The sequence below is a fragment of the Streptomyces sp. NBC_00310 genome (assembly GCF_036208085.1).
Taxonomy (GTDB): Bacteria; Actinomycetota; Actinomycetes; order Streptomycetales; family Streptomycetaceae; genus Streptomyces.
This window is the reverse complement of record NZ_CP130714.1, coordinates 7,889,031-7,902,064: the sequence shown is the minus strand read 5'-3', so window position 1 is coordinate 7,902,064 and position 13,034 is coordinate 7,889,031. Positions and strand designations below refer to the sequence as shown.

Here is a 13,034-nt window from a genome sequence, read left to right as displayed (position 1 = left end):
GCTACTTCTCCTGCTTCTCGTCGACACCGGCTTCGGCGCCGCTCATCTCGTCCTTCTCGCCGTCTTCGAGTGAACCGGCGAGTCCCTGCAGTGCCGCCCAACGGATGTCGAGGGCGTCGTGGTGGTGGTCCGGGTCGTCCGCCAGCCGCGCTCCGCACTCGGAGCACAGACCGGGGCAGTCGTCCTGGCACACCGGCTGCATCGGCAGTGCGAGCACCACCGCATCACGCAGCACGGGTTCGAGGTCGAACAGGCCGTCCTCGATGAAGAGCCTGTCCTCGTCTTCCTCGGCGTCGTCGGCCGGCTCCGCTTTGGGGCGGCCCCGGTCGTCGGCGTCAGGGTACGAGAACATCTCCTGGAAGTCCGCTTCGAGCTCCAGCTCCAGCGGCTCCAGACACCTTACGCACTCCCCCTTGGCCCGTGCACGGGCGGTGCCTGTGACAAGCACACCTTCCATGACCGACTCCAGGCGGAGTTCGAGCTCCACCGGGGCGCCTTCCGGCACCCCGATCACTCCCTGGATCCCGAGATCCTTCGGAGCGTCGATCTCACGGGTCAGGCGCTGCAGCGCGCCAGGACGCCGCCCCAGCTCGTGTGTGTCGAACACGAGAGGGTTGCGGTGGTCGAGGCGGGCGTTCAGGGCCATTCCTGCTTTCGATCTTGAAGCTTGAGGACGCCACCCTTCGATGTTTCCCGGGCAGCGTTGATCGCGGACGTACACGCGACCGAAGAGCCAGGATACTGGACCATTCGCTTTCGGCCCAATCCGCTGTCAGCGACCCTGCTCGTAGCGGCGCAACTGCTCCGCCGTGATCATGGTGGTGTCGAAGAGGCTGGTCTCGTCGAGGGTGTTCGCCTGCGGCTGCGCGTACCCCTGTTGCCCCTGCTGATCCTGGTGATCCTGGTGCCCCTGCGGGTCCTGGTGTCCCTGGTTCGTGTCGTACGCCGGCTGCTGCGGGTAGCCGGCCGCGTACGGGTCGGCCTGCTGGTAGCCGTAGGGGTCGGCGGCCTGCTGGGGCTGGGTGTACTGCTGCTGGTAGCCGCCGTAGGGGTCCTGCTGGTACGCCGTCGCCGCGTAGGTGTCCTGCTGCTGTCCGTACGACTGGTGCGCCGGCACGGAGGGGGACTGCTGCGCGGGGGTGTCCGAGAGGTCGGCCAGCCCGGCCAGGTAGTCGGCGTCGCTGGTGGGCCGCGGGGAGGTGCCGTCGTCGTTCAGGGCGAGGGCGCCGAGGTCGTCGGTGGCGATACGGCCGTGGAGCTTCTGCCGGCCGCGGCCGACGGCGTCCAGGGTCTTGGCGAGGACCGCCTCGAAGGCACCGAGCTTGGCGTCCACGTAGGCGTCGGCGTCACGGCGGAGCTGCTCCGGGTCGTGGCTGCGCTCGGGGGCGTCGTCTTCTTCAGGGTCCACGTAGCCCTGCCCGTCGAGGCCGGGGCCTGTACCGAGGAGCTTCTCGCGGCCCCGTCCCACCGAACCGAGGGTCTTGGTGAGGACGACCTCGAAGTTGGCGAGCTTGGAGTCGACGTAGTCGTCGGCCTCCGCGCGGACCTCCTCGGCCTCCTGGCGGGCCTCGCCCAGGATGCGGTCGGCCTCGTTCTGGGAGCGGCGGGCGACCTCGGTGTCGGAGATCAGGGAGCCGCGCTCGGCGTGCGCGTTCTCGATGATCCGCTCGGCCTCCTGGCGGGCCCGCTCGACCATGGTGTCGCGGTCGCCGATCAGCTCCCGCGCCTGGGCGAGCGAGTCGGGCAGGGCCGCACGCAGCTCGTCGAGCAGGGAGAGCAGTTCGGCGCGGTTGACCACGCACGAGGCCGACATGGGCATGGATCGGGCGCCGGAGACCACCGAGACGATCTCGTCGAGCTTCTTCTGCACGTCCACCGTGTGGTCCACCGTGTGCTCGCCACTCTCTACAGCCGGGTTGGAGACGGTCGGGTCGACTGTACGGCCAGCGGGGGACGTTCGTCCGCTCAGTCGTGCTTCAGTCGCTCGCCCAGCGCTTCGAGGACGAGCGGGGGCACCAGGTGGGAGACATCGCCGCCCCAGGTCGCGACCTCCTTGACCAGGGAGGACGACAGGAAGCTGTAGGTGGGGTTGGTGGGGACGAAGAGGGTCTCCACGCCCGAGAGGCCGATGTTCATCTGGGCCATCTGCAGCTCGTAGTCGAAGTCGCTGACCGCGCGCAGGCCCTTGACGATGGCCGGGATGTCGCGCTGCTTGCAGAAGTCGACGAGCAGGCCGTGGAAGGCCTCCACCCGTACGTTCCCGTACTCGGTGGTGACCTGGCGGATCAGCTCGATCCGCTCCTCGACCTCGAAGAGGCCCTTCTTCGACTTGTTGATCATCACCGCGACATAGACCTCGTCGTACAACTTGGAGGCGCGGCCAATGATGTCGAGATGTCCGTTGGTGATGGGGTCGAACGACCCGGGACAGACGGCACGGCGCACTTGGGATCCCTCGCTCTCCGGTCCGGTCATCGTGCGTCTTCGCACGTAGAGGCGGCGCGACCGTACCAAAACGTTCCCTCGCCGTAGCGACGGGCCCTGATGGCTTCGAAACCGGTCGGCCAGGCGAATTCACCGCCTCTGGTGCTGCGCTCCACGGTGACGAGAGCTTCCTCGCCGAGCCAGCCCCCGGTACGGAGTGTGAGCAGGATCTCGCGAAGATCGTCGTCCGAGACGGCGTACGGGGGGTCCAGGAAGACGAGGTCGTACGGCTCGTCCGGCGCCGGGCCCTGGACGATCTGCTCCGCTTTGCCCGACCTCACCTCGGCGCCGGGGAGGCCGAGCGATCTGACGTTGTCGCGGACCGTCCGGGCGGCGCGGGCGTCGGCCTCGACGAGGAGGGTGTGGGCGGCGCCCCGGGAGAGGGCCTCCAGGCCGACCGCGCCCGATCCCGCGTACAGGTCCAGGACGCGTTCGCCGTCCAGGGGGCCGCCGAGGAGGGACTGCCAGGTGGAGAAGAGGCCTTCGCGTGCGCGGTCGGAGGTGGGGCGGGTGCCTGTCCCTGGCGGGACGGCCAGGCGGCGTCCGCCGGCTGCGCCGGCGATCACGCGGGTCATCTTGCGTCCTTGGTGGAGGAGGGGCGGCTGTGGGTCCAGTCTGGCAGTCGGAGGTGAGGGGTGCGTTCTGCCGTGGACGGCTGCGGGTCAGCGGAGGATTCGCCTGGTGGGGTGCCTCCTGATCAGCATGGGCGACTGCGGGTCCGTCGTGGCTGGTCGCGCAGTTCCCCGCGCCCCTTCGGGGCGCACCGGTCCTCAGCCCTTGTCCAGGTACTGCTCCCGCTCCTCGTCCAGGAGGGCGTCCAGGGCTGTGCGCAGGCCCGGGAGGCTCTTCAGGTCCGGGTCGGCGGCCACCACGGCCGCCGCCTCCTGCCTCGCCTCCGCGATGATCTCCTCGTCGTCGATGACGGCGAGCATGCGGAGGCTGGTGCGGGCGCCGGACTGGGCCTGGCCGAGGACGTCGCCCTCGCGGCGTTGTTCGAGGTCGATGCGGGAGAGTTCGAAGCCGTCGAGCGTGGCGGCGACGGCGTTGAGGCGCTGGCGGGCCGCGCTCGCCTCGGGCATCTCGGTGACCAGGAGGCAGAGACCGGCGGCGGAGCCCCGGCCCACCCGGCCGCGGAGCTGGTGGAGCTGGGAGACGCCGAAGCGGTCGGCGTCCATGATCACCATGGCGGTGGCGTTCGGGACGTTCACGCCGACCTCGATGACCGTGGTGGCGACCAGGACATGGGTCTCGCCGGCGGCGAAGCGGCGCATGACCGCGTCCTTGTCGTCGGGATGCATACGGCCGTGCAAAACCTCGACCTTCAGGCCCTGGAGGGGGCCCTTGGCGAGCTGGTCGGCGACGGCGAGGACGGCGAGCGGCGGGCGCTTCTCGGCCTCGTCCTCGGGGGACTTCCTGCCGGGCTTCTTCGGGTCGTCCTCCTCGTCCCCGATGCGCGGGCAGACGACGTACGCCTGGTGGCCGTTCTCCACCTCCTCGCGGACGCGTTCCCAGGTGCGGGCGAGGAAGTGGGGCTTGTCGGCGGCCGGGACGACATGGCTGGCGATGGGCGAGCGGCCGGCGGGGAGTTGGTCGAGGACCGAGGTCTCCAGGTCGCCGAAGACGGTCATGGCGACCGTGCGCGGGATGGGGGTGGCCGTCATGACGAGGAGGTGGGGCGGCTGTTTGCCCTTGCCACGCAGGGCGTCGCGCTGTTCGACGCCGAAGCGGTGCTGCTCGTCCACGACGACCAGGCCCAGGTCGTGGAACTGCACCTTGTCCTCGATCAGCGCGTGCGTGCCGATGACGATGCCGGCCTCGCCGGTGACCAGGTCCAGCAACGCCTGCCTGCGGCCCGCGGCACCCATCGACCCGGTGAGCAGCACCACCTTGGTGGCGTGCTCGGCCCCGCCGAGCATCCCGCCCTCGGCCAGCTCGCCCATCATCTCGGTCACCGACCGGTGGTGCTGCTGGGCGAGCACCTCGGTGGGCGCCAGCATGGCCGCCTGCCCGCCGGCGTCGACGACGGCGAGCATGGCGCGGAGGGCCACCATCGTCTTCCCGGAACCCACCTCGCCCTGGAGCAGCCGGTGCATCGGATGCTCGGTGGCCAGGTCGTCGAAGATCTCCTTGGAGACCTTGCGCTGGCCGTCGGTGAGGGTGAAGGGGAGGCGGGCGTCGAAGGTGGTGAGGAGGCCTTCGGGGGCGGGGCGGCGGGCGACGGCGGGCAGTTGGGCGTCGGCGTGGCGGCGGCGGGCGAGGGCGACCTGGAGGACGAAGGCCTCGTCCCATTTGAGGCGGTCGCGGGCGGACTCGATGTCCGCCTTGGTGTGCGGGCGGTGGATCTTCAGGAGGGCTTCGGGGAGGGTGGCCAGGCCTCGGCCCTCGCGAAGGGAGTCGGGGAGGGGGTCGACGGCTTCCTGTGCGCTCGGGAGGACCGTCTGGACGGCCTTGGCGATCTTCCAGGACTCCAGCTTGGCGGTGGCCGGGTACATCGGGATGAGGGCGCCGGCCCAGCTGTCGACGGTCTCCGTGACCTCCTCGCCGCGCAGCAACTCGTAGGCCGGGTGGGCCAGTTGGAGTCGGCGGTTGAAGACGGAGACCTTGCCGGCGAAGAGGGCGCGGGTGCCGGGGAGGAGGTCCTTGTGGGGTTTGTGCACGCCGTGGCCGAAGAAGACGAGCTGGAGGCGGCCGCTGCCGTCGGTGATGGTGACTTCGAGGCGCTGGCCCTTGCCCCGGGGGGCCTTGGCGGAGGCGAAGGTGTGCAGGCGGGCGTCGGCGACCTGGGCGACCACCGTGACGTGCTCGTCCATCGGGAGGTCGGCGAGGTGGGTGAGCTGGCCGCGCTCCTCGTACCTGCGGGGATAGTGGTGCAGCAGGTCACCGACGGTGTGCAGGCCGAGGTGCTCGGCCATCACCTTCGCGGTGGCGGCGCCGAGCGTGTTCTTGAGCGGTTCTTCGAGCGCGGGCACGGGATCCATTGCACACCACGGCACTGACAATCCCGTATACGTCCTTGAAATCCGCTGGTCAGACGGGTCGTTCGCGCCTAGGATGACGCACTCCCGGGCCCGGCTGTGTCAGGGTCCGTACCGCCTCCCGTCCGCGGTCACCGTCTCTCGGGACCGCCCGACCCCGCCGCCGTCGCCAGATTCCCACCCCACCGGCGCTGCGACGATGGATTCAATGACCTCACAGTCATCCCAGGCACCCCAGACTCCTCAGGCGCCCCAGTCGCCTCATACGTTCCAGGTCGATCTGCGTGGCCTGGTGGATCTGCTCTCGCACCACCTCTATTCCAGTCCGAAGGTCTATCTGCGCGAGCTGCTGCAGAACGCCGTGGACGCGATCACCGCGCGCCACGTCGAGCAGCCCGACGCGCCCGCCCGGGTACGGCTGTTCGCCGAGGGCGGCGCACTGCGGGTGGAGGACTCGGGCATCGGGCTCACCGAGGCCGACGTACACGACCTGCTCGCCACCATCGGGCGCAGTTCGAAGCGCGACGACGGTGGCATTCAGGAGGTCCGCTCGGACTTTCTCGGGCAGTTCGGTATCGGCATGCTGGCCTGTTTCGTGGTCGCCGAGCGGATCCGCGTGGTCAGCCGCAGCGCCCGTACGCCGGACGCGCCGCCCGTGGAGTGGACGGCGGCCGACGACGGCTCGTACACCGTGCGGACGCTGCCCGACGAGGCGCGTCCCGAGCCGGGCACGACCGTGCACCTGCTCGCGCGGCCCGGCGCGGCGGAATGGCTCTCCCCCGCGCGCGTACTGACACTGGCGCGGGACTTCGGGTCGCTGCTGCCGTACGACGTCCGGGTGGGCGACGAGGCGGTCACCGATCTGCCGGCGCCCTGGGACCGCGCGTACCCCTCCCCCACCACCCGGCGGGTGGCCCTGGCCCGGCACTGCCACGACCTGTTCGGGTTCACGCCGCTGGACTCGATAGAGCTGAACGTGCCGCTGGCCGGGATCCGGGGCGTGGCGTACGTCCTGCCGGCCGCCGTCAGCCCCGCCCAGCGGGCGACCCACCGGGTGCATCTGAAGGGCATGCTGCTCACCGAGCGGGCCGAACAACTGTTGCCGGACTGGGCGTTCTTCGTGCGCTGTGTCCTCGACACGGACAGTCTGCGGCCCACGGCGTCGCGGGAGTCGCTGTACGAGGACGAGACCCTGGCGGCCGTACGGGAGGCGCTGGGCGAGAGGATCCGCGGTTGGCTCACGGGGCTCGCCGCGGGCGATCCGGAGCGGCTGGCGGCCTTCCTGTCGGTGCACTACCTGGGCGTGAAGTCCCTGGCGCGGCACGACAGGGAGATGCTGCGCACGATGCTGCCGTGGCTGCCCTTCGAGACGACCGACGGGCGGCTGTCCCTGGAGGAGTTCGCGCAGCGGCACCCGGTGGTGCACTTCACGCGCACGGTCGAGGAGTACCGCCAGGTCGCCCCGATCGCGTCCGCGCAGGGCGTCGGGGTCGTCAACGGCGGCTACACGTACGACAGCGAGCTGGTCGAGGCGCTGCCGTCGGTGCGCCCGGGGACGGTGGTCGCCGAGCTGGACGCCGACACGGTGACCGCGCACCTGGACACGCTGGACCCGGACGAGGAGCTGGCGCTGACGGGCTTCCTGTCGGCCGCGCGGGCCCGACTGGACCCCCTGGGGTGCGATGTCGTGCTGCGGGCCTTCCATCCGCTCTCGGTGCCCGCGCTGCACCTGGACGACCGGTCCTCCCGGCACGAGCAGGCCCGTGCGGAGGCGGAGGAGCGGGCCGACGACCTGTGGGCGGGCATCCTCGGCTCGCTGCGGAGCAGCGCCCCGCGCGCGCGGCTGGTGCTCAACCATCTCAACCCGCTGATCCGGCGGATCAGTTCCCTGTCCGACCGGGAGCTGATCGGCACGGCCACGGAGTCCCTGTACGGGCAGGCCCTGCTGATGGCCCAGCGACCGCTGAGGCCCGCGGACTCGGCGCTTTTGAACCGTGCCTTCATCGGCCTGCTGGAGTGGGCCACGCACACCGATCCCGGGTCGGGGCCCGGCTCGGGTTCGGGTTCCGGTTTCGGGGAGGACGGCCGCCGATGAGCCGGTTCAGCGACATCACGGATTTCGACGAGCTGCGCCGGGCCATGGCGGAGAACTACGAGCAGCCGGAGGGCCCCGCCCGCAACGCGCGCGCGGAACTGCTGCTCGCTCAGGCCGAGAAGCTGAACGTGCCGCTCGCCGTGATCGAGGCGCTCGGGCATCAGCTGAAGGTCTACAACTACAGCTCCGAGAAGGACAAGATGTTCGTCCCCTTCGCGCGTCTGCTGCGCATGTGGGACGAGCGCCCGGAGGACTTCGACGAGTACGAGGTCCACTCCCTGCACTGGGTGTTCAAGTGGATGTCGGCCGGCATGCTGAACCAGCCGCACGTCCCGCTGGCCTCCATCGAGAAGTGGCTCGGCGAGATGGAGCACCGCTACCGGCTCGCCGGGCACTCGGAACGGGCCGTGCGCAGCGCCGAGTTCAGTGTGGCCACGCACATCGGCGACCTGGCGCGGGCCGAGCGGGCGTACGGGGCGTGGCTGGCCGCCGACCGGGACGCCATGGCCGACTGTCACGCGTGCGAGCTGCACGGGCAGGGCTGGTGGCAGGCCCTGCGGCGCCGGGAAGCGGAGGCGCTGGAGCTGTGGGCGCCGGTCTTGGAGGGCGAGTACACGTGCGCGCACGAGCCGCACACCGTCCTGGCGTCCTCCCTGGTGCCGCTGCTGCGCCTGGGGCGCCCGGACGAGGCGCGGGCCCACCATCTGCGGGGTTTCCGGCTGGTGCGGGCCATGGAGAGCATGCGGGGCGCGTACGCGGACCACGTGGAGTTCTGTGCCCTGACCGGTAACGAGGCACGCGGCCTGGAGCTGCTGGCCGAGCGTCCGGCGTACTTCACCGACTCCGGGGACCCGCGCAGCAAGCTGGACTTCATGAGTGTGGTGGCCCTGCTCATGAGCCGCCTCACCGCGCGTGGGTTCGGCGAGCAGAACGTCCCCGGTCCCGCCGGGCGTGGCTGGACCGCCCGCGAACTGGCCGCCCACGCGCGCGAGGAGGCCCTCGCGCTGGCCGCGCTCTTCGACGAGCGCAACGGCACGGCGTACGTCAGCACCCATGTCCGGGAGCGGATGGACCGATCGCCGCTGCTGGAGCGGCTGCCGCTGGGGGTGCGTTCGACGCGGGCCGTCGTTCCGGTGCCGGCGCCCCGGCCGCCCGCCGAAGTCGAGCGGACGGAGGGCATGGCGGCCCCCGAGGACCTGCCCGCTCTCCTCGCGGAGGCGCGGCGGCTCTCCGAGTCCCTGCATCCCGGGTCGGTCGGCGCCTGGGCCGCCGTGTCACGTGCCGCCGAGGCCGAGGGCGCGGAGCTGGACGCCTGGGACCGTGCGGAGATCGTCGACCACGAGGCGATCGGCCTCGGGCCGGAGGGCCGCACCCTCTTCGAACGGGCGGCCGAGCTGTACGAGGAGGCCGGTGACCCCGGCGAGGCACTGGCGGCACGCGCGCGCGGGGCGAACGTGCACGCCCTGGCGGGCCACCCCGACGCGGCCCTGGAGCTGATCTCCGAGCCGTACGAGCGGATCCTCGCCCTCTGGGCGGACGGCCGGACGGGCGTGCGGCAGACGGCGTCCGTGCTGGTGGGGCGGGCGCGGATACTCGTGCAGCGGATGCACGAGAGCGAGGACGCCGACGTGGTGGCCCCCGCCGAGGCCGCCGTGCGGGAGCTGGCCGAGTTCTGTGCGGGCGCCGAGCCGCGCCACGCGGAGGACGTACGGCTGGCCTCGCGGGCCGCGGAGGCGCGGGCGATGCTCGGGGAGCTGGCCGCGCACGGCGGGGACGCGGAGGCCGCCGCCGGGCTGTTCGCGGAGGCCGCGGAGCGGTATGTGGCGGCCGGGCTGCCCTGGTTCGCGGTGCAGTACGAGGCGCGGCTCGCCGGGGTCGCGCAGCATCTCGGGGACCTGGAGACCGCCGAGCGGGCGGCCCGTTCGGCGCTGGAGCACGGCGGGGCGGATCTGGAGGCGGTGGGGCACGCGCAGCTGCACCTCCAGCTGGCCGAGCTGCTCGGCGCCGGCGAGCGGGTGGAGGAGGCCTCCGCGCACGCCCTGGAGGCGGCGCACTGGTCCGACGAGGCGGGTGAGGGTCCGACGCTCGGCGCCTGGGCCCGGCATCTGCTCGGCGGGTTCCTGCTGCGGCTGGGACGGTGGGCGGAGGCGGCCGAGGTGCTGGAGTCGGCGCTGCCGGACCTCACCACCGAGACGCACGGGGACGGGGCCGTCGCCCAGACCCTGTGGTGGCTCGGTGACTGCCACACCGAGCTGGGTGAGCACCGTGAGGCCGCCGAACGGTGGCTGCGGGCCGCCGACATCGCCCGGCACTGGCCCGAGCAGCGCGACCACGCCATGCTCGCCCATCTCGCCGCCGAGGCGCTCGCGCGCGCGGGGCTGCCCGGCGAGGCCGACCGGGCGTACGCGCGTGCCGTCGATCTCTGGGGTGAGCTGGGGAACGTCCACGGGTACGTCCGGGCGCTGCGGGCGCGGGCCTGGTACGCGGCGCGGGAGAGCCGTCAGGGCGCGGAGCCGTCGGCCCTGGACGAGGCCCGGGAGCTGATGGGTGACGCCGTGGTGGGCTGCGAGGCGGCCCTGTCCGATGTGACCGGTGAGGAGAACCGGCGGCGGATCGCCGCGGAACTCGGCGAGACCTGCCGGCAGTTCGGCGACCTGCTCGCCCGGTCCGTGGCCGAGGACGCGGAACTCGCGTCCTTCGGGCCGGTCTTCGAGGAGGCGCTCGGGTTCGTCGAGCGGGCGGTGTCGGTGTACGAGTCCCTCGGGGAGGACTTCCTCGACGCGCGGACCGCCGTGGAACTCGCTGCGGGGTGGCTGGAGGCCGACCTCCGGCGGGGGGCCGCGGCCGCGGGGCGGGCGCGGGGTGTGGTGTCCGCGCTCGCCGGGCGGGACGACGAGACGGCGGTGGCTCGGCGGGCGGAGGCGGAGCGGTTGTCGGAGGTGGCGGGGGCCGCGGGGGCGCGGGAAGAGGGCTGAGTTGGGGGCGACCATGGTTTCTCGCCCCCGCCGCCCCTACCCGTCCCCTCCCTCGGGGCTCCGCCCCGGACCCCGTTCGCGCAGTTCCCCGCGCCCCTGTTCTAGGGGCGCGGGGAACTGCGCGAGAAGCCCCACGGACCCGCGGATGGGGGTCGAAGGGGCGCAGCCCCTGGAGGATGGGACGGGTAGGGGCGGCGGGGGCGAGAAAATCCCTACTCCACACCGATCAGCAGCAGCGCGCCCTGCCGCCCGCCCCGGTACACCACCGTGTCCACCGCCAGGTATCCCTCCCGCACCCGGGTCTCCACGTGGTCCACGACGTCGGTGGGGGCCTCGTCGCCCAGGACGAGGGTGACCATTTCGCCGCCGGCGGCGAGCATGCGGTCGACCACCGCGGTCGCCGTCCGCGTGACGTCGGAGCCGATGACGGCGACATCGCCCTCGATGAGGCCGAGGACGTCCCCGGCCTGGCAGATGCCGGCCATGGTCCAGGACTGGCGCTCGGCGATGACGACCTCGGCGTAGCGGGTGGCGCCTGCCGCGGAGGTCATGGAGACGACGTCCTCGTCGAAGCGGCGGTCGGGCTCGTGGACGGCGAGGGCGGCGATGCCCTGGACGGCCGAGCGGGTGGGGATGAGGGCGACCCGGACGCCCTCGGCGCGGGCCTGCTCGGCGGCGGCCGCCGCCGTGTGGCGGAGGTCCGCGTCGTTGGGCAGCAGCACCACCTCGCGCGCGTGGGCACGCCGTACGGCCTCCACGAGCTCCCCGCTGGCGGGCGGCTCCCCGGGGCGGGCCAGGACCGTGGTCGCGCCGGCCTCGGTGTAGAGCCCGGCCAGCCCCTCCCCCGGCACGACGGCCACCACGGCCCGCTGGGCGCGCTCGCGCGGCCGGCGCCCGGCCTCACCGGTCATGTGGGCGTCCTCGGCCCCGAAGTGCGTGATCCGGATCCGGTACGGCCGCCCGGCCTCGACCCCGGCCTCCACGGCGGCCCCGGCGTCGTCGACGTGCACATGGACGTTCCACAACCCGTCCCCGCCGACCACGACGAGCGAGTCGCCCAACTCGTCCAGCCGGCGCCGCAGGCGGGCCACGGCCGCGTCCTCCGCCTCCAGGAGATAGATCACCTCGAAGGCGGGCCCCTCCGCTTCGGGCCGGTCGTCCGCGCACACCTCCACGACCGCGGCGACGTCGGCCACGCGCGCGTGCCCCCCGGAAACGGCCACCGCCCTCGGCGCCTCCCCCGTGAACGTCTCCACCAGCGCCGCCAGCACCGCCACCAGTCCCCGTCCGCCCGCGTCCACGACGCCGGCGCGGGCCAGGGCGGCCAGTTGGGCGGGGGTGGCCGCCAGGGCCGTACCGGCGCCCTCGTAGGCGGCGCGGGCGACCGTTCCGCAGTCGCCCTCGGCGTCGGTGGCCGCGTCGGCGGCGGCGGAGGCGACCGTGAGGACGGTGCCCTCGACGGGATGGGCGACGGCGTCGCGGGCGGAGTCTGCGGCGTGCCGGAGGGCGAGTCGCAGGCCCTGGCCGTCGGTGTGGGCCGCCTCACCGTCATCGGCGAGGACCTGGGCCATGCCCCTCAGGAGCTGGGCGAGGATCGTCCCGGAGTTGCCCCGGGCCCCGATCAGCGCGCCGTGCGCCATGGCCCGCGCGGCCTGGGCGAGCGTCGGCTTCCCCGCACCGGCGGGCGGACCTCCGGTCTCGTGGCCCGCGAACACCGCCTCGACGGCCGCCACCGCCGACTCCATCGTCAGGTACAGGTTCGTGCCGGTGTCGCCGTCGGCCACCGGGTACACGTTGATGGCGTCGATCTCCTCGCGCGCGCGACCCAGCGCCGCCAGCGCGAGTCCGCACCAGGTGCGTACCGCGAGAGCATCGAAGAACGTCTGCGGCACCTGCGGCACCTGCGCCTCCTTGAGCTGCTTGGCTGCTGGACGTGGGCCAGGTGGGACGCCGCACGTCGCACGCAGCGTAGACCCGCAGCGGTGACCGCCGGTAAGAGGGCCGGGACGGGCCCCGGACCAGCCATGGTAATTTCGTTGTACCGACGCAGTCGTTGTATGCTGCTCCGGTTGTCCGGTTCGGATCGATGATCCGGGTCGGACTCTTCCCCCCGGCAGCGCCACTCAGATCCCAGTCAATGGGGTCGTGATCCCGGCATGCCGGGATCAACCGTAAGCGCATCTGAAGTCTTTGGAGTGACCCGTGGCTGCCAACTGCGACGTCTGCGGCAAGGGGCCGGGCTTCGGCAACAACATCTCGCACTCGCACCGCCGTACGTCCCGTCGCTGGAACCCGAACATCCAGCGCGTGCGTACCGTGGTCGGTGGGACGCCGAAGCGCGTGAACGCCTGCACCTCGTGCATCAAGGCCGGCAAGGTCTCGCGCTGACGCTCAGCCAGCGCGCGGCCACTGCCGGTTCGCCGCACAGAGCCGGTCCACCATAGGGTGGGCCGGCTTTTTGCTGTGCCCGCGTGCCCTCCTGCGTCCCTCCCGGCCGTGCCCGCA

At 72.4% G+C, this 13,034-nt stretch carries 9 protein-coding genes; 3 read left to right on the top strand and 6 right to left on the bottom strand.

The features are described 5' to 3' along the window. Window position 1: 1 nt before the first annotated feature. From OG202_RS34715 to recG, 5 genes are all read right to left on the bottom strand, one after another. Window positions 2-646, bottom strand: a complete 645-nt coding sequence (locus OG202_RS34715) for a YceD family protein (protein ID WP_326585604.1) — start codon at window positions 644-646, stop codon at window positions 2-4. Window positions 647-772: 126 nt separating this feature from the next. Then, on the bottom strand, window positions 773-1,876 hold the full coding sequence (locus tag OG202_RS34710) for an ATP synthase F0 subunit B (protein WP_327732112.1): 1,104 nt from the start codon (window positions 1,874-1,876) through the stop codon (window positions 773-775). An 89-nt stretch (window positions 1,877-1,965) separates the two neighbouring features. Then, window positions 1,966-2,445, bottom strand: a complete 480-nt coding sequence (coaD, locus tag OG202_RS34705) for a pantetheine-phosphate adenylyltransferase (RefSeq protein WP_327727649.1) — start codon at window positions 2,443-2,445, stop codon at window positions 1,966-1,968. A gap of 26 nt (window positions 2,446-2,471) precedes the next feature. Further along, complete coding sequence (gene rsmD, locus OG202_RS34700) at window positions 2,472-3,098, bottom strand: 16S rRNA (guanine(966)-N(2))-methyltransferase RsmD (protein WP_326585606.1); 627 nt, start codon at window positions 3,096-3,098, stop codon at window positions 2,472-2,474. Window positions 3,099-3,254: 156 nt separating this feature from the next. Then, a complete protein-coding gene (recG, locus tag OG202_RS34695; RefSeq protein WP_326576877.1) occupies window positions 3,255-5,462 on the bottom strand; it encodes an ATP-dependent DNA helicase RecG in 2,208 nt (735 codons plus the stop codon). Between the two features lie 196 nt (window positions 5,463-5,658). On the opposite strand from recG, the gene OG202_RS34690 reads away from it, so the two are divergent. Both OG202_RS34690 and OG202_RS34685 read left to right on the top strand, forming a co-directional pair. Beyond that, window positions 5,659-7,554 carry an HSP90 family protein gene (locus tag OG202_RS34690; RefSeq protein ID WP_328224090.1) on the top strand — a complete coding sequence of 632 codons (1,896 nt, stop codon included), beginning with the start codon at window positions 5,659-5,661 and terminating at the stop codon, window positions 7,552-7,554. Next, window positions 7,551-10,529 carry a tetratricopeptide repeat protein gene (locus OG202_RS34685; RefSeq protein ID WP_328224089.1) on the top strand — a complete coding sequence of 993 codons (2,979 nt, stop codon included), beginning with the start codon at window positions 7,551-7,553 and terminating at the stop codon, window positions 10,527-10,529. Before OG202_RS34690 ends, OG202_RS34685 begins: the two co-directional genes overlap by 4 nt. A 212-nt stretch (window positions 10,530-10,741) precedes the next feature. On the opposite strand, the gene OG202_RS34680 is transcribed toward OG202_RS34685, so the two are convergent. After that, the gene (locus tag OG202_RS34680) at window positions 10,742-12,430 is read right to left on the bottom strand and encodes a DAK2 domain-containing protein (protein ID WP_327727652.1); all 1,689 of its coding nucleotides are present in this window, start codon (window positions 12,428-12,430) and stop codon (window positions 10,742-10,744) included. Window positions 12,431-12,731: 301 nt separating this feature from the next. On the opposite strand from OG202_RS34680, the gene rpmB reads away from it, so the two are divergent. Then, the gene (rpmB, locus tag OG202_RS34675; protein ID WP_003993230.1) at window positions 12,732-12,917 is read left to right on the top strand and encodes a 50S ribosomal protein L28; all 186 of its coding nucleotides are present in this window, start codon (window positions 12,732-12,734) and stop codon (window positions 12,915-12,917) included. Window positions 12,918-13,034 lie beyond the last annotated feature (117 nt).